The organism is Pedobacter sp. KBW06 (assembly GCF_003852525.1).
Classification (GTDB): domain Bacteria; phylum Bacteroidota; class Bacteroidia; order Sphingobacteriales; family Sphingobacteriaceae; genus Pedobacter.
In genome coordinates, this window is record NZ_QAJL01000001.1 from 512,978 (window position 1) to 537,864 (window position 24,887).

The following is a 24,887-nucleotide window of genomic DNA, read 5'->3' on the forward strand; positions in this document are numbered from 1 at the left end:
TATGATCATTCCTATCTTTACTTTCATCAGGATCTACCTTCAGCTCAACCTCTTACTTAAAATAGAATTTGGGACAGATCAACCCGGGCTTCTGAATCCCGATCCGGAGAAAAAGCTGGAACTTCTTCCTTATGAACGGAACAGGTTGTTCAACAGACTGGAAGATTGTTTTAACATCTCTTTCAGTACGCTGGAGGAACAAGCCATAAAAACACCTTACGACCTGATCAATGCGATTATGGAGAAAAGAATGCAAAACGGCTCGGAGTTCATCAACCATTTTCTATTTTCGGGCAGGAATACCTTGTTAAACACGAGCGATCACTCTCATTTTATGTAATTTTGGAGAATAAAAGAACATTTAACAGCACGATGAGCAAGTCAAAAGACCTATTTCCAAGACCAGTAAACAAATACCTCAGGTTTATTACCATCCCTGCGATATTTCTGGTTTTAAACATCTTGTCCTATCTGCTTAATCCTTACAGTGCCTATTACAAACATTATTTTAGCAGGCCGGTTTTGGAAATACTCACTGACGGAGCACTGACGATGATTTTCTGCGGATTGATTTTCGAGTTGAGTGTATTCAATTCCGTAATTCTGGATAAAATTATTCCCTGGACGGAGAAACCATTTACCCGCTTTAGCATCCAGTTGCTCTTCCAGATCATTTTCGTCATCATTCTAATGGTGATATTGTACTATATCGGTTCACTCATTTATACCTATGAAGAAAAACTCACCTTTGAAGAAGAACTCAGCGGTCTTCAGTTTGTCTACGTATGTGTCATCATGGGCATTTTGATCAGCGCGGTCACCACCGGAAATTTCCTGTTGCAAAAGTGGAAAACCACCATGATTGAAGCCACAGAGTTAAAACTCAAAACTGCTGAATTTAAAGAAATTGCCATGCAGGCCGAACTGCAGTCGCTGAAACTTCAGCTTGACCCTCATTTTATGTTCAATAACTTCAGCACTTTATCGGAGCTGATTTCAGAGGACCAGTTAAAAGCAGAGGTTTTTCTAAGAAACCTTTCCCGGGTATACCGGTATATGATTGTGAACCTGAATAAAAACATTGTTTCCCTGGAGGAAGAGCTGATCTTTGTAGATGCTTATTTATACCTGATCCGCATCAGGTACGGGGAAAATGTTACGATCTCCGTAGACATTACCAATGATGACGGAAGGGGCATCCCTCCCATTACGCTGCAACTGCTGATTGAAAATGCCATTAAACACAATGCGGCAACCAAGACCAATCCCCTGCACATCAAAATTTACAATACAGATGCACACATTGTAGTGAGCAATAACCTGCAAAGGATAAAACTGGCCATTCCTTCGGCCCGTATCGGTCTTCAAAATATCAGGAGCCGGTATGCCCTGCTATCAGAAAACCTGCCTTCTATTATTGAAGACGAAAGTTCTTTTGCTGTTTACTTACCTTTACTTCCATTATAGCTCTGCAATATGGCTTCGCAATCTGGCTCCGTAAATTAAATCTGCAATTTAGCTCCCGAAATATGAATATTCTAATCATCGAAGACGAAAAACCAAATGCCAACCGACTGATCAAATTACTGGCAGAGATCAGAGAAGATGTGGTCATTATGGGCGTCCTGGCCAGCGTAGAAGAAAGTGTAAACTACCTGACACAAAATCCTCATCCCGACCTGATCATGATGGACATCAGACTTGGAGATGGATTATGCTTTGAAATATTTCCAAAAGTAGAATTACATTGTCCGGTGATTTTTACTACCGCTTATGATGAATATGCCCTCCGTGCTTTTAAGATCTACAGTCTCGCCTATCTGTTAAAACCTATAGAAAAAAACGAGCTGAAAGATGCCCTGGGTCTGTACGACCATATCCTGCAGGAGAGCAATCCCAATAAAGCATTGGACCAGCTGGTAGATTATATCAAATCCAAATCTGTCATTTACCGTTCCCGGTTTTTACTGCCTTATAAGGACGGTTATAAAACCATTCTTGTTTCCTCTATTGACTATATTTATTCCGAGCATAAGGTGACCCATCTTGTGCTGGACGACAATACCGACATCATCGTTCCCTTTACGATGGACGAGCTGGAAGACCAGCTTGATCCGGTTTGCTTTTTCCGCGCCAACCGTCAGCATATGATTTTTGTGAACAGTATTCTTTCCATTCATAACTATTTTAATGGTAAATTGAAGGTGATTCTGAAGAGCAGGAGCGCCGGCGAAATCATCATTAGCAAGGAAAAGTCAGGGCAATTCAAGGCCTGGCTTGACCGCTAACACCAGCCCTTATCTTCAGAATTTCAGTTGTTGTTTTTTACCGTTTCAGTAACGATTATGGCCATTTCGGTCATTTAATAAGAATAACGCGCGTGTGAGATTTTATTTTTGCATTCATTTTTAAAAGAACATAAATTATAAAAGCAATGTCTTTCCCTCCAACCCCCAAAAATCAAAAGCGATACTTACTATTACTATCCTTGCTTTTCCCTGCAGCTCTTTTAAGCAGTTGCGGTTCGAAAGGAGCAAACGAACAGGCAGCTGGCGCAGGAGCTCCTCCTCCGGCAGAAATTCCGGTTATCAGTGTAATGGAGCAGCCTGCGGTCACCTTTACGGATTATTCCGCTTCGATTGAAGGAAAGGTGAATGTAGACATCCGTCCGCAGGTAGATGGTTACCTGGACAAAATATTTGTCGACGAAGGTGCCCATGTACAAGCCGGACAGCCTTTGTTTAAGATCAATGACCGGGTATATCAGGAACAACTGAATACCGCCAATGCAAGTATGGAATCTGCCAAAGCAAAACTGCGCACTGCACAGATTGAAGTGGATAAAATCACCCCATTGGTTAAAAATAAAGTGGTTTCAGAAGTACAGCTGAGTACTGCCCAGGCCAATTTCAGCGAAGCTCAGGCAGCAGTGTCACAGGCGAAATCAAGCATCGCCTCTGCGAAGATCAATATTGGGTTCTCCCTGATTAAGGCCCCGATCTCCGGTTTTATTGGTAAAATCCCTAAAAGAGTAGGTAACCTGATCAGCAAAGGCGAAGCAGAACCGATGACCACCCTGTCTGACACGAGAGAAGTATATACTTATTTCGCAATGAGCGAACCTGCATTCCTGCATTTCAATGCACAGATTCCGGGATCTTCCATGGCAGAGAAGCTGAAAAAACTACCTCCGGTAAGTTTGATCCTTGCCGATGGAACGACTTATCCTCAAAAAGGAAAGATTCAGATTGTAGATGGTCAGTTCGACAAGAACACAGGCTCCATTAGTTTAAGGGCAGTGTTCCCTAACCCTCAGGGCCTTTTACGTTCAGGTAATACCGGAAAAGTACGTTTAGAAGAAAATCATGCCCAGGCATTGATGGTTCCCAAAGCCTCAACAATGGATGTACAGGACAAAATCTTTGTCTACTTCGTTGGCCCGGGCAATAAATTGCAGCGCAGGGCGATCACAGTTTCCGGAAAAAGCGGCAATAACTACCTGATCAGCGATGGTCTGAAAAAAGGAGAAACCATTGTGTTTTCAGGACTTGATGGTCTGGCTGAAGAAGCAGTGATTAAACCTAAGCCTCTGAATACGGACAGCGTTTACCGCGCACAATAATTTACATTTTAATACGAAATCAACATGTTACAATCTATTATAAGAAGGCCGGTATTGGCTACGGTAATCTCCATCCTGCTGGTTTTGCTGGGGATCGTAGGTCTGACCCGTCTTCCAATTACCCAGTTTCCCGACATTGCCCCTCCCACGGTAATGGTTTCAGGGAGTTATCCCGGAGGAAACAGTGAGGCGGTAGTGCGTTCCGTAATTACGCCTTTAGAGGAATCCATCAACGGAGTGGAAAACATGGATTACATGAAGTCTTCCGCCAGTAATGACGGTTCCTTCTCCATATCTATTGTATTTAAACAAGGAACCAATCCTGATCAGGCTGCTGTAAACGTACAGAACAGGGTTTCACAGATCAATAGCCAGATGCCTGCAGAGGTATTACTGGCGGGGATCAGTACTTCCAAACAACAGAACAGTAATGTGATGTACTTCAATATTTACAGTGAAGACAAAGGAAAGTACGATGAGAAGTTTCTGCAAAACTATACCAAGATCAACCTTGTTCCGGAATTAAAAAGGATTCAGGGTGTGGGTCAGGTACAGATCTTTGGTTCCAAAGATTACTCCATGAGGGTTTGGCTGAATCCGCAGAAAATGTCGGCCAACAACCTTACACCGCGGGAAGTAACTGAAGCGATCAATGACCAGAGTCTGGAAACTGCTCCGGGAAAGTTCGGAGAGGAATCTAAAGAAGCCATAGAATATGTAGTGAAATACAAAGGAAAGTTAAACCTTCCCGAACAATATGAAAACCTGATCATTAAATCCAATCCGGACGGCGGAATCCTTCGTTTAAAGGACGTGGCCAGGATTGAATTTGGTGCAGCAAGCTATAGCAGTGACTCCAAAATGAACGGTAAAGATGCCGTAACGCTGGGGATCCTGCAGGCCAGTGGTTCCAATGCAAACGACATTGAAATTCAAGTGCGTAAATCACTGATTAAAGCTGAGAAATCATTTCCAAAAGGAATAAAATACGACATCTTGCAAAGTACCAAGGAAAGACTGGACGAATCGATCAGTCAGGTAAAAACAACATTGATCGAAGCATTCGTGCTGGTATTTATTGTGGTATTTATTTTCCTTCAGGATTTCAGGTCTACGCTGATCCCTGCGATTGCGGTTCCGGTAGCAATTATCGGTACCTTCTTCTTCCTGCAAATGATCGGTTTCACCGTCAACGTACTGACCCTTTTCGCATTGGTACTCGCCATCGGGATTGTAGTCGATGATGCGATTGTAGTGGTGGAAGCGGTCCATGCCAAGATGGAAGGAACACATATGACCGCCCGTGAAGCCACATATTCGGCGATGAGCGAGATCACAGGAGCAATTGTTTCCATTACCCTGGTGATGGCGGCAGTATTCCTCCCGATCGGATTTATGGAAGGTTCTTCCGGGATTTTCTATAAACAATTTGCCTTTACCCTGGCCATTGCGATTCTGATCTCGGCAGTAAACGCCCTGACTTTAAGTCCGGCATTATGTGCCCTGTTCCTGAAAAATAACCATGCAGAAAAAGCAGGTAAAAAAGAAGGGTTCTCGAAAAGGTTCTTCAGTGCTTTCAACACTTCATTCAACAGAATGACTGATAAATACATCGGAAGCCTTAAATTTCTGATCAGGTTTAAATGGTTAAGTCTGGCCGGACTGGCATTGGTAACCGGTCTGACCTTCTATATGATGAACACGACCCCTAAAGGATTCGTTCCAAATGAAGATGATAGTTTCATCATCTATTCTTTAACGATGCCTTCTGGTACCGGATTAGACCGGACTACGAAATTCATCAAAAGGGTCGATTCCACTTTGAGAACATTTGATGCCGTGAAAAACGTAACGAGTGTATCCGGTTTCAATATCATGAGTAATGCTTCCAGCCCTGCTTATGGTTTAGGTTTCAGTAAACTGAAAGCGCCTAAAGAAAGAGGTGAAGTGCAGGATATGGATGGTGTAATTAACCTGATCAATGCGAAGATGGCGACCTTAAAAGAAGGTACGGTAAGTGTGTTCAGAATGCCTCCTGTGGCCGGTTACGGCGCAATTGGCGGTGCGGAATTTGTATTACAGGACAGGACCGGTGGCAGCCTGGAGAAATTCAGCGGTGTTGCCAATGGGATTGTCGGACAGTTGTTCGGACTGGATGGTGTTGCAGTAGCCTTTACCACCTTCAAAGCAGATTATCCGCAATTTGAACTGGAAGTAAACGACGAAAAAGCGAAACAACTGGGCGTAAGTGTCAGAGAATTACTCAATACCATCCAGGTGTATTATGGTGGTGCACAGGCCTCAGACTTTAACCGCTTCGGTAAATATTACCGCGTAAATGTGAAAGCTGACGGACTGTACAGAACAGACAAAGAATCCCTGAATATGGTTTTCGTTAAAAATGCACAAGGTAAAATGGTTCCGGCAAGTGAGCTGGTAGCTGTAAAAAGAGTATATGGACCTGAGTCTGTAGACCGCTATAACCTGTTCAATTCGATCACGGTCAACGCGATTGCCAAACCTGGGGTCAGCAATGGTAAAATTATGGAACAGATTGAAACCCTGCTAAGCCAAAAACTGCCTAACGGATACAGTTATGAATGGAACGGACTTTCCAGAGAAGAGAAATCTTCAGGTTCTCAAACCATTTTCATTTTGAGTCTGAGCCTCCTGTTTGTTTACTTCCTTCTGGCTGCACAGTATGAAAGTTATATTTTGCCTTTAGCGGTAATGCTGTCCATTCCTACTGGATTATTAGGGGTCTTTGTCGCGATTAAAATCGCCGGAATAGACAACAACATCTATGTACAGGTAGGATTGATCATGCTGATCGGATTGCTGGCAAAAAATGCCATCCTGATTATTGAATTCGCCTTACAACGCAGGAAAGAAGGCATGGAGCTGATCGCTGCTGCTTTGGAGGGTTCGAGATTACGTCTGAGACCGATCCTGATGACCTCCCTGGCTTTCGTAGCGGGTATGATCCCATTGATGATTGCCACAGGTGGTTCGGCAATGGGGAACCGGTCGATCAGTACAGGTGCTGCCGGCGGGATGCTTGCAGGGGTAGTACTCGGACTGTTTATCATTCCGGTATTATTTGTAGTCTTCCAGTCTTTGCAGGAAAAAGTAACCGGAAAACCGGTAGTTGAAACGAACAATGATGTCAAATCACATTAACAATGAATCACTTACATAAATTATATACCATTACCGCCCTGGCCATCCTGATTACAGGATGCAAGGTCGGTAAGGAATATGTCAGACCGGGAATGAATCTTCCGCAGCAATTCAGAACTGAAGATGCCAAAACAGATTCCAGCAGTGTCGCGGCATTAAGTACCAAAGCATTTTTTAACGATACAGAATTACAGTCACTGATCGATAGCGCCAATGCCCGGAATTTCGACCTCCTGATCGCCCTGAAAAACATAGAGCAGGCAGATCAGAGCCTTCGTGAAGCAAAGGTGAATTTCCTTCCGGAACTGGGCTTAAATATCCAGGCAAATTCCAGTACCCCTTCAAAAAACAGCTTAAACGGCTTGAGTATCGACCAGTTTATCGGTTCAAGGTCGGTACAGGATTACAATGCGGCTTTAAACCTTTCCTGGGAAATCGGTTTCTTTGGTAAGTTAAAAGGGATGAAAGCCAAGGCCCTGTCGGAATACCTTCAGACACGTGAAGCTTCCAAAGCCATCCGCAGTAAACTCGTATCCGGAGTAGCGCTTGGTTATTACAACCTGCTGATGCTGGATGAGCAATTACAGATTGCCAACAGAACACTGGCTTTGAATGACAGCACTTTGAGGATGACCAAATTGCAATGGGATGCGGGCTTGACTACCATATTGGCGGTTCAGCAGGCAGAAGCGCAGAAGTTAAGTTCAGCACAACTGATTCCCTCCCTTCAGCAAGGCATCAGCGTTCAGGAAAATGCGTTGAGCCTGTTGACAGGAACGGTTCCTTCTGCCATTAACCGGATGAAAAAACTGAATGAAATTGTGCCGGCTCAGCAAATGTCAACCGGATATCCGGTTGCCCTGCTGAACAACCGTCCTGATGTAAAAGCGAGTGAATATGCACTTCGTGCCGCCAACGAATCGGTAGGCATTGCACAGGCCAGCATGTACCCATCGCTGAACATTACGGCCAATGGCGGACTCAACTCCTTCAAGGCAAGTAACTGGTTTAACATCCCGGGTTCCTTATTCGGAATGGTTGCCGGATCAGTAGTACAGCCTATCTTTCAACGCAGAAAGCTGAAAACGGCCTTTGAAATTGCAAAACTGGAAAGAGAGAAATCTGTTTTACAATTCAGACAAACGGTGCTGACTGCAGTGACTGAAGTTTCAGATGCACTGGTAAAATCAACACGTTTAAAAGAACAGGTTGCCATTGCCGAAAATCGGGTTAACACCCTCCGCTCGGCCATAAAAAATGCGAATATGCTTTTCGGAAGCGGCATGGCAACTTATTTAGAAGTGATCCTTGCTCAGGGAAATCTATTGCAAAGCGAGCTGGAACTGAGCAATCTGAAACGTCAGCGTTTGGCTGCTGATGTGGAACTTTATACTGCATTAGGGGGCGGTATAAACGAATAAAGAGCTTTCCCCCTATATATTTCTATTTGTTAATCAGCACTGCGGAGGTCTTATTTCCAGCCTCCGCAGTATGATAAACCCGCAGAGGCAACAGATCAAATTACTTGAAGTAAATCTTAAAGGTCGTCCCGATCCCCATTTCACTTTCTACCACCACCCTTCCTCCCATTGCATCAATCTGGTTCTTGGAAATGAATAAGCCCAGTCCTTTAGAATCGGGGTTCCCGTTAAAGGTTTTATACATGCCGAATAATTCATCACCATGTCTATCCAGGTTCATTCCAATTCCATTGTCTGAGATCTGCAGCACCAACTGACCTTCATGATGGCAACTCAGTTCGATCAAAGGGCTGCGTTTCGGGTGACTGTACCGGATGGCATTGAAAACAAAATTCAGCAGTATACTTTCCAGATAGGCCGGGTTGTAATTTACAACCACATCTTCCTTTACCTTGTTCACAATAACCGCCTGCTTCAGAACGATCTGATCGTTCAGGATATTCAGGGTCCTCTCAATATACTTGTTCAGGTTGAGCGGCTCTACAACAATGTTAATATTGGTCTGAATATTCACCACCTCATTTAAATTCAGCAGGGTTTCATTAAGGTTATCGGAAACTGTTTTCAAAAGTCCAATCATCTCGTTTCGTTCCTCTTCTGACTTCGTGGTATCAATCAGGACGGAAATGGACTGGATATTACTGGTATGAGAACGAAGATTATGAGACACGATATAAGAGAAATTCAATAAACGTTTATTTTGCTCATTCACCAGATCAAAAGAATGATTCAGGTCTTTTTCTGCCTGTTTGTTCCTGGTAATGTCAATCATAATTCCCCTCAGCAATACCGCCTTTCCCTCTTCCACAATCACATTTACAATGTCCCGTAACCAGACTATATTTCCTCCTTTAGCAATCATCCGGTATTCAAAATCATGTTGCTCCAGGTTGTTTGTACAGACGGTACAATAATCAACCACCCAGTCTTTATCGTCCGGATGAACATGGTCGGCCCAAAAGCTTGGAGAAGACAGCCATTCTTCAGCAGTATAGCCTAAAATATCCTCTGATTTCTTACTGATGAAAGTAAAGTCAAAGGTAACCGGATCGGACTCCCAAACGATCCCATCAATGGTATTGATTAAAGATTCTATCCGGTACTGGTACTCTTCCGCAATCAGTTCGGCTTCGATTCTGGCGGTCACATCTTCAATAACCGTAATGTGGCTGCTTGGTGCATCTCCAACTTTCCACAATGGTGTGATCATTAAATTTACCCAGACCACCTGCCCATCTTTCCGAAGATACCTTTTTAAGAGTTCAAACTCCCTAATCGTCCCTGACCTCATTTGCTGAAAGTACTTCAGGTCTTTCTTTAAATCATCCGGATGGGTTATCGACTGAAAGTTTGTATGCTGTAATTCCGCTTCCGTATAACCCAGTATTTTACAAAACTTCCCGTTAATCCTCAGAAAAGCACCTGTACTGGAGTCTACTTCCGCGATGCCGATTGCGGCCTGATCAAATATCGTTTTAAACTTAATTTCGTTTTCCAGCAAGCGGGTAGCCTGCTCATAAACCAACAATTGCAACTCCGCAGGCTTCTTAAAAACGCGGTAAACTAAAAACCCTGTAAGGGCAGCCAGTAACACGCTGAATATGGTGGGAAAAAGGATTTTCAAATACGGTTTATAGGTAGGAACAGCCACTACATAAATCTTCCAGTCGCCATCCGGGAAATCTATGGTTTCAGAAGAGGAAGCAGAAAAGTCGGAAAACAAAGGCAGAAAGAACTCTTCCTTAGCACTTACAGGGTTCATTTTAGACAATTGAAAACGAAACCTGTTGTTCATTTGTTCGTATATCCCGGCTTGTTTCAGAAATACGTCCAGCTTAATCACAACTGCAGAGAATCCCCAAAACTTATTGTTAAAGAACAAGGGCATGCGACCTACAATCCCCATTCCACCCTGTCGTAGGGCAATGGGCCCGGCGAAATACATTTTCCGGGATTCAATCGCCTTATTCGCCTCCATAGAAATGATTTTGGATTCTTTAAGGATATTCAGATTTAAAGCCTTTTCGTTCCCTTTTAAAGGATAGATGTATTTAATCACGCCATCTGGCACCAGCTCAACAGCAGATAAGGTTCGGTTAGAATTGATCAGCTGTGCCGCCACAGTATCAAAATTTTTAGGAACACCATCCCCATTTATGGTGAGTCCCAATGTCAGCGCCGCAGTATAACTATTTTTAAGAGATTGGTCTACATTGTGTTTCACGGAGGTCAATATCCGGGACATTTCCAGTCGCCGGTCCTCCACCACCAGGCGGTACCTTTGATTGGCAACAAAAAGGATGATCATGGTCAGGATCAGGAACACAAAGATTCCCATAGCTTTAGGCTTCCGAAACAGAATGTTTGTGGTAGCGGATAAATTCTTGTCTATATTCATTTTTTCCCTGGAAGGACTTAAATATAACAAAATTTAATTTTTACTTTTATCCAATATGATTTCCCTAGAAAATACCAAGATCCATGCTTCCTTCTCCTCCAAAGGTGGAGAGTTACAAAGTTTAAGAAGTAAAGAAACAAATCTGGAATACCTCTGGAGTGGCAATCCGGATTACTGGGGTAAATTTAGCCCGATACTGTTCCCTATTGTTGGAGGCTTAAAAGACAACACCTACTATTTTAGGGATCAGGCATTTACCCTCCCCCGTCATGGCCTGGCCAGAGAGCGGGAGTTTAAAGTCAGTCAGATCTCTGAAACTGAAATTCTCTTTACGCTGGAGCAGGATGAAGAAAGCCTGAAAGTATATCCGTTTGAATTCCGTTTGGGGCTGCGCTATACCCTCTCTGAAGATACACTAACCTGCGCTTACGAAGTTACCAATACTGGAAATGAGGCACTGTGGTTCTCTATCGGAGGCCATCCTGCTTTCTCTGTACCTTTAAAAGTTGGATTAAGCTACGGCGATTATTACCTTCAGTTTAATAAAGACCATCAACTCATTTCGAATAAAATTAAGCAGGACCTGATCGACGATGAAACAGAGACAATTGAATTGAGGGATGGAAAGCTTCCCCTGAAACATGAATTGTTTTATGAAGATGCACTGGTCTTTAAAAATCTGCAAAGTGATTCCATTGCACTAAAAAGCGAGGCAGATTCCCATGGTCTTGAATTTCAATTCAAGGGATTTCCTTTCTTTGGGATATGGTCTGCAAAAGACGCTGATTTCGTATGTCTGGAACCCTGGTGTGGCATTGCCGATGGCACCCATCACCAACAAAAACTGGAAGAGAAAGAAGGCATTATGTCTTTAGCTCCAAAGGCAGAATGGAGCAGACACTGGCAGGTGACCTGCTTTTAGCTGTTCCTTGCCGGTAATTCAACGATAAACTTACAGCCCTTGCCTTTTCCTTCGCTCTCTGCGCGGATCGTTCCTTCATGAGCCTCCACCAGGACCTTTACGATGGAAAGTCCAAGGCCTGTAGAGTTTTCACCTCCGGTAGGCTGGGCACTCAGGCGGGTGAAACGCTGATACAGCTTACTTTGATCTTCGCTGGTCAGGCCTAAGCCCTGATCTTCCACTTCAATCCGCACGTTGTGATTTTCTTCTTTTACACGAATAAAAATATTGGTGCCCATGGGCGAATATTTGATGGCGTTATTGACCAGGTTATCTACGATCTCTGTTAACTTCCCTTCATCAGCATTCACGTACAGGTCTTTTTCATAACTGAAGTTTAAGGTCTGGCTTTTTCTTTCCGCAAGGGGCAGGTTCATAGAAACCACATTGCTGACTAAAAACGATACATTTACCTTAATCAACAGCAAATGGATTTTTCCGGCTTCCATACTTCCAACCTGCAACAGCTCATCAATAATACGGACCATATTCAGGCTGGCAATTTTAATCTGATCACAAAGGGTATCTACCATATCCGGATTGCCTTTCTTCATCTTGATGAGGTCAGCACGCACGGGGATGGTGGTCAACGGATTTTTAAGGTCGTGGGCAGTTGTATTTAAAATCTGGTTATGTTGGGCAAGACTTGTTCTTGAAGCCAGTCTCAATTCAATCTGGTCCATCACAATGTCCCTCAGGTCTCTCAGGATTTCTTCTTCTTCAGGAGTCAGGACTCTGGGTTCTTTAGCAATTACGCAAAAAGTACCCAGGTTAAACCCGTCTTTGGTCCGCAATGGGACCGCAGCATAAAACCTTAAACCAAAGGAGCCTGCAACCAGGGGATTACTCAATGTTCGGGGATCGATAGCAGCATCTTCCACCTGATAAAGGTCGTCGGATAAAATTGTCGAGGCACAAAGACCTTCATCGCGATCAATTTGCTGTGCATCGGTTCCGTATTTCGACTTGAACCAAATTCTATCCGTATCTACCAGGCTTACGATTGCGATAGGTACTTTCAACAGGTTTGCAGCCAGCTTGGTTAGCCGGTCGAAAGAGCCATCCGGTGGCGTGTCAAGAATATCATACCTTTTCAGGGCTTTAATTCTTTCTTCTTCTGATGAAATGATATCGATATCTAGTTGAGTCGCCATTGAGATTGCCATTGTGAATATAAAGTTAGTAATGTTCCCTCTGAAAACAAATTACTATCATCTTATCATAGGAATATGACTAAAGAAAAAGATTTATCATCAAAAAATAAAAGCTGCCTTAAGACAGCCTTTATTTTAAAATCCGGTACTTACGGTTACAGTTTTCCATTCTTCCAATGCCTGCTGAACCTGGGCAATCTTGCCATGTGCAAGTTCATAAGCATCAGCGCCCAGAAAAAGATGTAACGGAGGTTGTTCTGCTGTCGTAATGTTGATCAGTGCCGCAACTGCCTTTTCCGGGTCGCCTGCCTGGTTTCCATTAATATTATGCTGATGCGCGTTCTGAACTTCACGCACTTCCTGATAAGCGGAAATTTCATTTTTTGGGGTCAGCAAAGATCCTGAAGAAAGGAAGCTGGTCCTGAAATATCCCGGGTAAACCACAGTTACATGTACGCCAAATGGCTTTACTTCTGCAGCCAGGGATTCGGAGAAACCGGCAACTGCAAATTTTGTAGCGCAGTAAATTCCAAATCCGGGAAAACTACCGGTATATCCCCCTATCGAAGCGATGTTAAAGATATGCCCGGAATGCTGTGACCTGAAATGAGGCATCACCTTTCTGATCACATTTAACGAACCAAATACATTGACGTCGAAATTAGCCCTGGCTTCTTCATCAGTCAATTCTTCCAGGCTTCCGGTTAAGCCGTATCCGGCATTGTTAACAACTACGTCTATCCTGCCAAACCGGTCAATTCCCGTAGCAATGGCCGCATCAACGCGCTCTTCGTTATTCAGGTCCAGTGCCAAAGGAAGAAAGTTCGGGTCATCCAGACCTACCGCATCGGTTAATTCATTTAGTTTTCTTGATGTTGCAGCTACTTTAAAGCCGTCTTTTAACAGTTGTTTTACCAGGCTCAGTCCTAATCCTTTAGAAGCTCCGGTTACAAACCATACTTTTTGATTGTCCATAATTTTAGCGTTTTTACAGCAGCAAAATTACAGGACAGCATTCATGGAGACCTTACATCATTCAAACCAATACTTGTAAGATTCAAACATTCCTAAACTGAGAGGGATTGAAGTGGGTATGTTTTTTGAAATAGTTGTTAAAATGGGCAGACTCTTCGAATCCAAGGCACCAGGCAATCTCAGCGATGTTCCAGTCGGTATGCTTTAACAATGCTTTGGCTTCTGTCAGAATCCGCTCCGTAATGTGCATTGTGGTGGTCTTCCCGGTGGTTTCTTTAATTGCCCTGTTGAGGTGGTTTACATGCACGGCGAGCTGTTGGGCAAAATCTATAGCTGAGCGCATGGTGAAGCGCTGCCGCGGGGTCTCAATAGGAAACTGACGTTCCAGCAATTCTGTAAACACCGCTGTGATTCTGGAATTGGCATCAGGATGCTGGTATAGATTTTCTGCAGGCTGAACCTTTAAAGCAAAATGAATCAGTTCAGTTACATAGTTTCTGATGAGGTCATATTTGTACACATAATCCGAATCAAGCTCCTCCATCATTTTCAGAAAGAGTGCAGTAACCTGTTTGTCCTGCTCCTCGTTCAAGACGAAAGAAGGCTTACCTCCCGGGGCAAACATGGGCAATTCCGTCAGGTTACCACGGATTTTCTCCGTAAAAAAAGCGTCGGTGAAGATGCAGAAATAGCCAGAGCCATCATCATTTAAACATTCCCAGGTATAAGGGACTTTTGGATTGAAGAACATCAGTGTCGAGCCTGAGATTTCCACGCTTTTATCCGCATAATGGTAAATGTTCCTTCCCCGCATAAGGCAGACTTTATAAAAGTCCCTCCGGCTGTATTTTACAGGGACGGCATTTGGCCCAAGGTGGTTTTCCAGGTTAAAGACATTAAAATGTCCAATGCCTTCCTGAAGGTTATCAGGAAGCCAATTGAACTTTTCACGGTAAAAATCTTCAAGGCTCTCTGTTTTTGACATGAACCAAAGTTACACAATTCAAACCATTTGCACCTCAACTACCAGGATTCCATGATGAGGTCGTAGTTGATGACTGCTCCGGCACGCATTCCTGCAGCAACCGACTGAGAAACGGCCCTGAGCATCGTCGAATTGTCGCCCGCCGCATAGATTCCAGGTATATTGGTATGCTGTAATTCATCTACCTCCAGAAAGCCCTGTCCGGTCAGCGTGCAACCCAGCTCCTGCGGAAGACTGCTATGCTGCTCGAAAGGAATCCGGGCATACATGACACTAAACGCATGTTCCTGCCCATCGGATAAAACCAGGCCTTTAAGCTGCCCGTCAGCATGTATCAATTGGCTGACTGCTGTTTCGATCCATGAAATGCCATGTTTTGTCAATTGCGCCTGCTGATCAGCATCCAGGCTGATCGGTCCGTTGGTAAATAAAACCAGTTCTTTTGTCCAGTTACTGAGGACCTGCGCAAAATGAAGGGCTTCGTTACCATTGGCGAGCATGGCCGTCTTTTGATGACGGACTTCATAACCATGACAATAAGGGCAATGAATCACAGAGATCCCCCAGCAGGCTGCAAAGCCCTCTATTTCCGGCATGCGATCTTTCAAGCCGGTTGCAAATACCAGTTTTTTAGCACTTAGTTTTTTACCTGACTCCGTTATCAGCTCAAAGAACAATCCGGATTTTTCGGCAGAAATGACCCGGTCATTCAAAAATTCAACAGTCGGATATTTTAGTACCTGCGCTTTTGCTTTTCTGGCAATTTCTGCAGGTGTTTCCCCATCATGGGTAATGAAATTATGTGAATGAGGGGTCTGTGCATTACAAGGCTGTCCACTGTCAATAACCAGTACTTTCCGCATCGCGCGACCTAAAGTCATCGCTGCTGAAAGACCGGCGTAGCTTCCACCAATAATGATGACTTCCAAAGGATTGTTAATTTCCATTTCCTAAATTTTATGATTCAGGGGTAAAAATAAACATCAGGTCTATTAATGCAACAAAGTTTCATTAATAAAACTTAATCCTGACAATCCGGCTGTAAATTAAATACAGCCGATTATTTAATCACTGCGGTTCTGGAACTCGAAGTATGGGCATTAAATACGCCCAGTGCACCATTGCTGAAATTTGAAGGAGGATTTGCCGGAGAAACAGGTGGCCCTCCCTGTCCGGAATTCTGTCCGAGGCTATAAAAATAGCGGTACACATTTCTATCTATACATTGGAACTCCACATGAACACTATCTCCTTTTAACAGGTCATCCAGTTCATAAAAAATCACATTTTCGACTTTATTGCCATCATTAAAACGATCTTCACTCACTGCATCTTCCTCCACCACACCTTTTGTTCTCAGAATATAGCGATATTGATTGGCAACTCCGGCAGGATCTGAAAAGTTGGCAACGATATAGCTCTTGTTTCCGCCAAAAAAATTGAATGTTTTGAAAGTCAGCGCATCCAGTATTACTCTTGCCGGCATCACCGAGCTCGCCTCATAGGTTTTCCCTTCGAAGGTTACGGCAAGATCATACCTGACACCTGACTTTCCCTTAAATTTAGTCGTAGTCTGATACACTCCCGGCAAGGTCTCTACGAAGGCAGCCTGCACCTTACCATCTGCCTTTAACACAATGCTGGCCTTACTGACCCCATTAAATTTATTTGGCTCCGTGAAATTATAGGTCTTTGAGATTTTTATGATGTGGTTCTCATTCAAATCACTGATTCCCCCATCGATGACAATTACCGGAACGGCCTCGTCCAGTTTAAGGTCTATGACTTTTTCACAAGCACTAAAAGCACTGACTGCAATGATTGCAAAAACGCAGCGGGTATATTTTTTCAAGTTCATCCTTTTCATAAAAATATCTTGTGTTTGTAATGCTAAAATTTAAAGTTCCAGGTTACAGAAGGAATGATCCCAAATAGGGTTGTCCGTGTCACCTGGGTCCTGGTTTTATCGTCCGGATCATCCTTAAAATCGATAGAGAAAGCATTCTGACGGTTGTACAGGTTATAAATTCCAAAAGACCAGCTCGACTGCAGTTTTTTCCCCGGCTTTCCTTCCAGTGTAGCTGAAACGTCGAGGCGGTGATAAGCAGGTGTCCTATACCCGTTCTTTTCCTTATAATAAAATACGGTCCTTCCATTTAACTGGTATTTACCACTTGGATAGGTTACGGCATTTCCGGTATTGTAAACAAAAACAGAAGAGAAGGTCCAGCGTGGCCCGGCCTTATAGATTCCAACCAGCGAAAGGTCATGGGTCCGGTCCTGTTTGGCATAAAACCATTTGCCTTCATTAATTGCATCAAACTGCCGTTCAGTTCTGGAGTAGGTGTAGCCAATCCAGCCATTAAATTTGCCAAACCGCTTCTTTAAAAACAATTCAATCCCATAGGCACGTCCATCTCCATACAAGAGATCTGCTTCTACATTGCCGTTCCCCCTTAAGTCTGTTCCACTGCGGTATTCAATCTGGTTCTGCATCCATTTATAATATACTTCGGCAGAAAACTCATATTTGTCCTCATTAAAATTCCTGAAATATCCCAAGGCTGCCTGATCTGCAATTTCCGGCTTCACATTATTGCTGTTCATGATGTACAAATCTGTAGGCGAGGTCGAAGTAGAGTTAGACATCAGGTGGATGTTCTGAATGTTCCTCGTATAGGCTCCCTTTAAGGAACTGGCAGGATTCAACTGATAGCTTGCAGAAAATCTGGGCTCCAGATTGAGGTAATTTTTCACAAAATCGCCGGATGCATAAGCTTTGGTCTGGATGGTATTCCCATCTGCATCATAGGTTTTGAAATTTCCCGGCCCCAGCAGGGAGAAAGCACTTAGCCTTAATCCATAAACCAGGTTTAACTTTTCATTCACAGCCCATTCATCTGAAATATAAACTGCGGATTCCAGACCTTTACGATTTTCATAGGTCGTTTCATTTACGCTGGACCGGGCATCGGCGGTGAGCTTTCCGGGAGCTATGGTATGGCGGATCACGTTTAATCCGAATTTAAGGTGATGGTCATTACTCAGGCTATATTCAAAATCCTGCTTCAGGTTAAAGTCCTTAATCGAAGAGTTGACTTCAAAGTTATTCTCCTCCATAAAATTCTGAATGACGTAGTTGTAATTGCTGTAAATCAGCGAGGTATTGGAGAATAGCTTATTGCTGTATAAATGGTTCCAGCGCAGGGTTACGGTAGCATTCCCCCAGTTGAAGCCAAAGGTTTTTGCCAGGCCCAGCTTATCCCTTCCAAAATAACCGGACAGGTATAATGTATTTTTATCATCCAGCTGGTAATTGGCCTTGGCATTGATATCGTAAAAATAGAGGGTATTTCTATTGATCGAGCTGTCTGAGGAAAGCTTAAAAAAAGCATCCATATAAGTTCTTCTGGCGCTCACCATAAAGGAACCTTTGTCTTTCACAATCGGCCCCTCTACTTTCAGGCGGGAAGAAATGAGTCCTATTCCACCTTCAGCCGTAAATTCCTTTCGGTTTCCATCATTCATCTTTATGTCGAGCACAGAGGCGAGCCGGCCTCCATATTGTGCAGGCATCCCTCCTTTATAAACGCTTACATCTTTGATTGCATCAGAATTAAAGGTGGAGAAGAAACCCAATAAATGGGAAGCATTGTAAACCGGCGCCTCATCCAGCAGGATCAGGTTCTGATCGGTTGATCCTCCCCTTACATAAAAACCACTGTTTCCTTCCCCTGCCGATTTTATTCCCGGCAATAGCTGCAAAGTCTTCAGCACATCCCGCTCTCCCAATAACACGGGAACATTATTGATCTCCCTTACGTTTATCTTTTGCAGTCCCATCTGCGGACTGCTTACATTTTCATTTTTCTTGGTTGCAGAAATCACCACTTCATCCAGCTGGTTATCTTCCTCTAACGCAAAGTTTAGCCGGATGTCCTTAGTGATTTCCATTTTTTTGACGATTGTTTTATAGCCGATAAAGCTGACGGAAATTTCATAATTTCCATCGCTCACATTCAGGGAATAAAATCCGTAAGCATTGGTAATTCCTCCTGCGGGAGTACTTCCGGTTAATTTAACACTCGCGCCAATTAAGGTTTCTCCGGTCTTTGAATCGGTGATATTTCCATTTACCGTTCTTCTGGTTTGGGCATTTGAATATTGAAACAGGGCAGTGAACAAAAGGATCAGTACAACTCTAATGGTGAAAGGCATAGAAAATTGAGTATATGGATGTTGTAAATATATGATTTTTCTAAAGGCTTCCTAAACTAAAGCAACAGGCATTGTCCTGTCAAACTTTATTGCTCCGGCTTTGTTGATGAAAAGATGGCTTTAATCAGATTCAGCAATAAGGGCATATACTGTGAACAGGGAGATTTTTATATCGACCCCTGGAAACCCGTTAAACTTGCCGTAACCACTCATGGACATGCAGATCATGTAAAATGGGGCAACCAGGCGTATTTATGCCATGAGTTGACGAAACCGATTCTTTTGCATCGCCTGGGGGCGGAGTTAAATATCCAGACCCTTCGCTATCGGGAGGAAATCAACATTAACGGCGTGAAGCTAAGCATGTTTCCCGCCGGACATGTCATCGGATCTGCACAAATCAGGCTGGAATATAAAGGAGAGGTCTGTGTCATTTCCGGCGATTATAAAGTGGAGTACGATGGCATCAGTACTGCTTTTGAACCGGTAAAATGCCATACTTTTGTTTCTGAAAGCACCTTTGGTTTACCCATTTATAAATGGCTTCCTCAACAGCTGATCTTTGATCAGATTGGAAATTGGGTAAACAACAATCAGGAGCAGGGTAAAACCAGTGTCTTAATTGCTTACAGCCTTGGAAAAGCACAAAGGCTGATCAATGGACTAAAAGACCAGGACCGTCCAATCTATGTGCATCAATCCATTGCCAACCTGAATGATGCCTTTATACAGGCAGGCGTAGCACTTCCGGAAACGATCAGAATCAGCCCGGAAATCCGAAAAGAAACGCTTCAGCAAGGGCTGATCATTGTTCCTCCGGCACTTGCCGACGGGCGCTGGATGAAGACACTTCAACAGGCGGCAACGGGGGTTTGCTCGGGATGGATGCAGGTAAGGGCCGGCAGAAGGTGGAGAAGTGCTGATGCGGGCTTTGCCCTGAGCGATCATGCGGACTGGCCGGGCCTGCTTTCGGCCATTAAAGCAACTGAAGCAGAAAAAGTTTTTGTGACACATGGATTTACCGCCACCTTCTCAAAATACCTGAACGAGATCGGAATTGAAGCCGAAGAAGTGAAAACACAATATGGAACAGAAGAGGAAGAAATAGAAACCGGCGCTCAGGAAAATCCGGAAATAAAGGAGGAAGCAGATTGAAACGATTTACAGAACTGATTGCCCAACTGGAAATGAGCAACAAGACCAACGATAAGATCGCCGCTTTAGTCCGCTATTTTAACGAGGCCAATGACCTGGATAAACCTTATGTAATCGCGATGTTTACTGGAAAAAGGCCCCGGCGACCAGTCAGCACAGCCCTGATTAAAGAATGGGCAATTGAGCTTAGCGAACTGCCACCCTGGCTGTTTGCCGAGAGCTATCATAGTGTAGGTGACCTCAGCGAAACAATTGCACTGATTCTTCCCCCTCCGGCAAAAACTACAGATCTTCCTTTACATCAATGGATCAATGCCCTTCAGGATTTAAACGGAAAGGACGACGAAAGCAAAAAGAAATTCATAGTCAATGCCTGGGACAGCCTGGATACACAGGAAAGGTTCATCTTTAATAAACTCATTTCCGGCAATTTCAGAATTGGGGTTTCCAACAAAATGCTGGTCAACGCTCTTGCCAAACAAAGTGATACGGAAAGCAATAAGATCATGCACAGCATCATGGGGAAATGGAAACCGGATGAAATCAGTTATCAGGAGCTCATTGCAGGTGCGCATGTAGACACCGACCGTTCCTGGCCCTACCCTTTTTGCCTGGCTTATGCCCTGGACAGTCCGCCCGAATCCTTGGGTGATGTCAAAGAATGGCAGGCAGAATGGAAATGGGACGGGATCCGCGGACAAATTGTAAAACGTGGCGGAGAGCTGTTCATCTGGTCCAGAGGGGAAGAGCTGGTCACAGATCAATTTCCTGAACTGCATTTTCTGGTGGATGAACTGGAAGATGGAACAGTGCTCGATGGTGAGATCCTCTCTGTTAAAGAAGGAAAGGTACAGTCCTTCTCCACCCTTCAACAGCGATTAAACCGTAAAACCATTTCAAAAGGGCAATTGGAAAGCGCACCAATTGCGTTTTATTGTTACGATCTGCTAGAGCAGCAGGGAATCGATCAAAGAGGAAAAACCTTGGGTATCCGCCGCAAAGCATTGATAGAAATCATTAAAAAAATAAAGAGCCAGGGAGTCCTTGTCTTATCACCCGGCATTGAAGTCGGTTCCTGGGCGGAACTCGCCCTCCTGCGGGCAGATTCCAGACTAAACAACAGTGAGGGACTAATGCTCAAAAAACTGGATTCATTGTACCATAGCGGAAGAAAAAGGGGCGACTGGTGGAAATGGAAGATCAATCCTTACACCGTAGATACGGTCATGATTTATGCACAGAAAGGCAGTGGCAGAAGGGCGAATTTTTATACCGATTATACTTTTGCGGTTCGGGATGGAGAACAGCTGATCACCATCGCAAAGGCTTATTCCGGATTAACAGATCAGGAAATTAAAGAGGTCGATGCTTTTGTAAAGAAAAATGCAATAGAGAAATTTGGCCCCGTCCGCACGGTTAAGCCAGAACTGGTTTTTGAGATTGCCTTTGAAGGCATCGCAGAAAGTAAGCGCCATAAGGCCGGCCTGGCTTTACGCTTCCCCAGAATCGCCAGGTGGCGAAAAGACAAAAAAGCGGCAGAGATCAATACACTGGATGATTTACGACAGTTGTTAAATTCGACTTTATAAACAGATATGGGCATAGAAACGAGCAAAGGATACAAACAGGTAACCAAGTGGCTGAAGCTGAGCAGAAAAAAACCTTTCCGCTTCCAAACCGATGCCTGGCAGTATTATGCAGAAGGCTATTGCGGATTGGTAAATGCCCCAACAGGCTTCGGAAAAACATTCTCCCTCTTCCTGGCGGTAGTGATCGAAGAACTAAACCGCACTGCAGAACAGACTAAAACTGCCTCAAAAAAGAAAAAGAAAGATACCGGACTAAAGCTGATCTGGATTACGCCTTTGCGTGCCCTGGCAAAAGACCTCGCACGCGCAATGCGGGAAGTCTGCATGGAACTGGAACTGGACTGGCAGGTATCCGTCAGAAACGGAGATACTACTGCCGCAGAAAAGCTAAAGCAAAAGAAGCAAATGCCCGAAGTATTGATCATCACGCCGGAAAGCATGCATTTACTCCTGGCACAAAAAGATACGGCCGCACATTTTCATCAGCTGCAATGTATCGTTGCTGATGAATGGCATGAACTGATGGGGAGTAAACGTGGTGTGATGGCTGAACTGGCCATCTCCAGGATCAGGGGAATCGTGCAGGAAAAACATCCGGAAAGGCTACTCCGGATCTGGGGGATCTCTGCAACGATCGGGAATATGGAACAGGCTTTGGAAGTACTCGTCCCCTATCAGGAAGTCCTTAAAGTCATCATTAAAGCAGATATTGAAAAGAAAATCACGATCAAATCTATCCTGCCCGACCATATCGATATGCTGCCCTGGGCGGGACATCTCGGACATAAGCTGGCGCATAAGCTTTTGCCCATCATCCATAAAAGCAAAACCACCCTCATCTTTACAAATACCCGGGGGCAGGCAGAACTATGGTATCAGAACCTGCTCGTACTGGACGAAAATCTGGCTGGACAAATCGCCATACACCATGGCTCCATTGATTACGAACTGCGAAACTGGATAGAAGATGCATTGCATTCAGGCATCCTTAAAGCGGTCATCAGTACTTCCTCCCTGGATCTTGGCGTAGATTTCAAACCGGTAGATACAGTGGTACAAATTGGATCACCGAAAGGAGTAGCCCGTTTTTTACAGCGTGCCGGACGAAGCGGACACTCCCCTCATGAAACCTCTGTCATTTATTTCCTGCCTACCCATGCATTGGAACTGGTGGAAGCCGCAGCCATAAAGGAAGCAGCAAAAACCCAGCAGATAGAAAGCAGGGACCCCATCGTCATGGCTTTCGACACTCTGATTCAATATCTCGTCACCCTTGCGGTAGGCGATGGCTTTGATGACCATAAAATCTATCTGGAAGTAAAAGAAACCCATGCTTTCAGCGAATTGCTGCCTTCGGAATGGGGATGGATCATGCAATTCATCAGCACTGGTGGCGACAGTCTCAGTGCCTATACGGAATTCAGCAAAGTGTTAAAAAAGGATGGGCTCTGGAAAGTGGAAAGCCGCCAGATCGCCATGCGGCACCGCCTGCATATCGGAACGATCGTAAGCGATCCCATGCTCAAAGTAAAATACCTTGGTGGTGGCTATATCGGAATGGTTGAGGAATCTTTTATCTCGAAAATGAAACCAGGCAATAGTTTTACCCTGGCAGGAAGGGTCCTGGAATTTATCATGGTCAAAGAGATGACTGCACTGGTTAGGCGCAGTAAATTGAAAAGGGCAATTACCCCCAGCTGGATGGGCGGAAGAATCTCGCTCAGTGCCAACCTGGGAAGCATCCTGAGAAAAAAATACAATGAAACGCTGGATAAAAACCATGAAGACGAAGAACTGGACATCATCCTCCCTTTGTTTGAGCGACAGGCGAAGGTCTCTCATGTCCCCAAAAGTGATGAATTTCTGATCGAGCTGATCCATACGAAAGACGGCTACCATTTCTTCGCCTATCCATTTGAAGGCAGACAGGTCCATGAAGTGATGGCTGCCTTAATTGCTTACAGGCTCAGCCGTAAAACCCCGATCAGCTTCTCTATTGCGATGAACGATTATGGCTTCGAACTCCTGAGTGAATACCCAATTCCCCTGGATGAAGAAAATATTAAAGCCTTGTTTAGCCCTGAAAACCTTGGAGAAGATATTGTAGGCAGTATCAATTCCACAGAAATGGCGAAGCGTAAGTTCAGAGACATCGCCTGTATCTCCGGTCTGGTTTTCCAGGGATTCCCCGGTAAATATACCGCCAACAAGCATTTACAATCTTCTGCAGCATTATTTTTCAATGTTTTTACGGATTACGACAAACATAATTTATTATTGCGCCAGGCTTATGAGGAGGCTTTCTATCAGCAAATTGAGGAACCAAGGTTGCTTGCAGCATTACAACGCATTCAGCTGAGTAAAATCATCCTGATAAAAGCAGAAAGTTATACTCCCCTGTGTTTTCCAATCAAGGTAGACAGTTTACGGGAAAACATGAGTACGGAAGAACTGGGACAACGGATCGAAAGGATGACTGCCGAAGCTAATCAGAAAATGCGTCCGGTCCATATGAAATCAAGAAAAAAGAATGACCATCATCTGTAAAGAAGAAGAATTGATATTGAATAAAGAAAGGTCCATCTACTGGGCAGCTCAAAAGATGCTGATCATCAGTGATCTCCATATCGGTAAATCGGCACATTTCCGTAAACACGGGATCCAGGTCCCTTCGGGCGTTGGAGAGGGCGACCTCCAAAGGCTGGCGAGGTTAATCGATCTTTATGATCCGCAAACATTACTCATCACCGGAGATATGTTTCACCATAAAAGCAATAGTGAGGTAGCCGTATTCTCAGAATGGAGAAAGGAATTCAGTCAGCTAAGATTTCAGCTGATCAAGGGTAACCATGATCAGTTACGTCCGGTGGAATATGCGTCCTTAAATATTGAACTGATCCAAAAAGAGCTGATTTGTGCTCCCTTCCGTTTTATCCATGAAAAGCCGGAATCAACCGATACTACGTATACGATTTCCGGTCATATCCACCCGGGAGTTACCCTGTATGGAAAAGCAAGACAACGGTTAAACTTCCCTTGTTTTTATTTTGGAGAAAACAATGCGATACTCCCTGCATTTAGTGCATTTACAGGATTGAGCAGGATCCAGCCGCAAAAGAATGACCGCTTTTATGCGATCACTCCTTCCGGTGTTGTTGCGGTTTAGCTG

At 44.1% G+C, this 24,887-nt stretch carries 18 protein-coding genes; 11 read left to right on the top strand and 7 right to left on the bottom strand.

All coding sequences use genetic code 11. The annotated features are described in order from the left end of the window. Position 1: 1 nt before the first annotated feature. The 6 genes from DBR43_RS02050 to DBR43_RS02075 all read left to right on the top strand — a co-directional run bounded on the left by DBR43_RS02050 (position 2) and on the right by DBR43_RS02075 (position 8,223). Positions 2-340 (top strand): hypothetical protein, encoded by a 339-nt coding sequence (locus tag DBR43_RS02050; protein ID WP_124577435.1) that lies wholly within the window; start codon positions 2-4, stop codon positions 338-340. A 32-nt stretch (positions 341-372) separates the two neighbouring features. Further along, positions 373-1,467 (top strand): sensor histidine kinase, encoded by a 1,095-nt coding sequence (locus DBR43_RS02055; RefSeq protein WP_124577437.1) that lies wholly within the window; start codon positions 373-375, stop codon positions 1,465-1,467. A 62-nt stretch (positions 1,468-1,529) separates the two neighbouring features. Beyond that, positions 1,530-2,288: a LytR/AlgR family response regulator transcription factor gene (locus tag DBR43_RS02060; protein WP_124577439.1), complete on the top strand. Its 759-nt coding sequence runs from the start codon at positions 1,530-1,532 to the stop codon at positions 2,286-2,288. A gap of 146 nt (positions 2,289-2,434) precedes the next feature. Next, positions 2,435-3,622 (top strand): efflux RND transporter periplasmic adaptor subunit, encoded by a 1,188-nt coding sequence (locus tag DBR43_RS02065; RefSeq protein WP_124577441.1) that lies wholly within the window; start codon positions 2,435-2,437, stop codon positions 3,620-3,622. Positions 3,623-3,646: 24 nt separating this feature from the next. Then, positions 3,647-6,802 carry an efflux RND transporter permease subunit gene (locus tag DBR43_RS02070; protein ID WP_124577449.1) on the top strand — a complete coding sequence of 1,052 codons (3,156 nt, stop codon included), beginning with the start codon at positions 3,647-3,649 and terminating at the stop codon, positions 6,800-6,802. A gap of 2 nt (positions 6,803-6,804) precedes the next feature. Beyond that, positions 6,805-8,223 carry an efflux transporter outer membrane subunit gene (locus DBR43_RS02075; protein WP_124577451.1) on the top strand — a complete coding sequence of 473 codons (1,419 nt, stop codon included), beginning with the start codon at positions 6,805-6,807 and terminating at the stop codon, positions 8,221-8,223. Positions 8,224-8,323: 100 nt separating this feature from the next. Here DBR43_RS02075 and DBR43_RS02080 read toward each other — a convergent pair whose 3' ends face one another. After that, a complete protein-coding gene (locus DBR43_RS02080; RefSeq protein WP_124577453.1) occupies positions 8,324-10,681 on the bottom strand; it encodes a PAS domain S-box protein in 2,358 nt (785 codons plus the stop codon). Between the two features lie 55 nt (positions 10,682-10,736). Here DBR43_RS02080 and DBR43_RS02085 point away from each other — a divergent pair, with 55 nt between their 5' ends. Further along, positions 10,737-11,603, top strand: coding sequence for an aldose 1-epimerase family protein (locus tag DBR43_RS02085; protein WP_124577455.1), 867 nt, complete (start codon positions 10,737-10,739; stop codon positions 11,601-11,603). On the opposite strand, the gene DBR43_RS02090 is transcribed toward DBR43_RS02085, so the two are convergent. The 6 genes from DBR43_RS02090 to DBR43_RS02115 form a co-directional block, all read right to left on the bottom strand. Next, positions 11,600-12,796 (bottom strand): GAF domain-containing sensor histidine kinase, encoded by a 1,197-nt coding sequence (locus DBR43_RS02090; protein WP_124577457.1) that lies wholly within the window; start codon positions 12,794-12,796, stop codon positions 11,600-11,602. The two genes, DBR43_RS02085 and DBR43_RS02090, sit on opposite strands and share 4 nt — an antisense overlap. A 135-nt stretch (positions 12,797-12,931) precedes the next feature. Continuing rightward, positions 12,932-13,771, bottom strand: a complete 840-nt coding sequence (locus tag DBR43_RS02095) for an oxidoreductase (protein ID WP_124577459.1) — start codon at positions 13,769-13,771, stop codon at positions 12,932-12,934. A gap of 82 nt (positions 13,772-13,853) precedes the next feature. Further along, the gene (locus DBR43_RS02100) at positions 13,854-14,756 is read right to left on the bottom strand and encodes a helix-turn-helix domain-containing protein (RefSeq protein ID WP_124577461.1); all 903 of its coding nucleotides are present in this window, start codon (positions 14,754-14,756) and stop codon (positions 13,854-13,856) included. Between the two features lie 38 nt (positions 14,757-14,794). Further along, positions 14,795-15,703 carry an NAD(P)/FAD-dependent oxidoreductase gene (locus DBR43_RS02105; RefSeq protein ID WP_124577463.1) on the bottom strand — a complete coding sequence of 303 codons (909 nt, stop codon included), beginning with the start codon at positions 15,701-15,703 and terminating at the stop codon, positions 14,795-14,797. 113 nt (positions 15,704-15,816) lie between these two features. Next, a complete protein-coding gene (locus tag DBR43_RS02110; protein ID WP_233602803.1) occupies positions 15,817-16,623 on the bottom strand; it encodes a DUF4249 domain-containing protein in 807 nt (268 codons plus the stop codon). 23 nt (positions 16,624-16,646) lie between these two features. Next, positions 16,647-18,974 (bottom strand): TonB-dependent receptor, encoded by a 2,328-nt coding sequence (locus DBR43_RS02115; protein ID WP_124577465.1) that lies wholly within the window; start codon positions 18,972-18,974, stop codon positions 16,647-16,649. A gap of 114 nt (positions 18,975-19,088) precedes the next feature. Between DBR43_RS02115 and DBR43_RS02120 the strand changes: the two genes are divergently transcribed. The 4 genes from DBR43_RS02120 to pdeM are packed head-to-tail and all read left to right on the top strand — an operon-like array spanning position 19,089 to position 24,884. Continuing rightward, positions 19,089-20,129: a ligase-associated DNA damage response exonuclease gene (locus DBR43_RS02120; RefSeq protein WP_124577467.1), complete on the top strand. Its 1,041-nt coding sequence runs from the start codon at positions 19,089-19,091 to the stop codon at positions 20,127-20,129. Then, positions 20,126-21,718 (top strand): ATP-dependent DNA ligase, encoded by a 1,593-nt coding sequence (locus tag DBR43_RS02125; RefSeq protein WP_124577469.1) that lies wholly within the window; start codon positions 20,126-20,128, stop codon positions 21,716-21,718. Before DBR43_RS02120 ends, DBR43_RS02125 begins: the two co-directional genes overlap by 4 nt. 6 nt (positions 21,719-21,724) lie before the next feature. Next, positions 21,725-24,265 (top strand): ligase-associated DNA damage response DEXH box helicase, encoded by a 2,541-nt coding sequence (locus tag DBR43_RS02130; RefSeq protein WP_124577471.1) that lies wholly within the window; start codon positions 21,725-21,727, stop codon positions 24,263-24,265. Then, the gene (gene pdeM, locus DBR43_RS02135) at positions 24,249-24,884 is read left to right on the top strand and encodes a ligase-associated DNA damage response endonuclease PdeM (protein ID WP_124577473.1); all 636 of its coding nucleotides are present in this window, start codon (positions 24,249-24,251) and stop codon (positions 24,882-24,884) included. Before DBR43_RS02130 ends, pdeM begins: the two co-directional genes overlap by 17 nt. Positions 24,885-24,887: the final 3 nt, after the last annotated feature.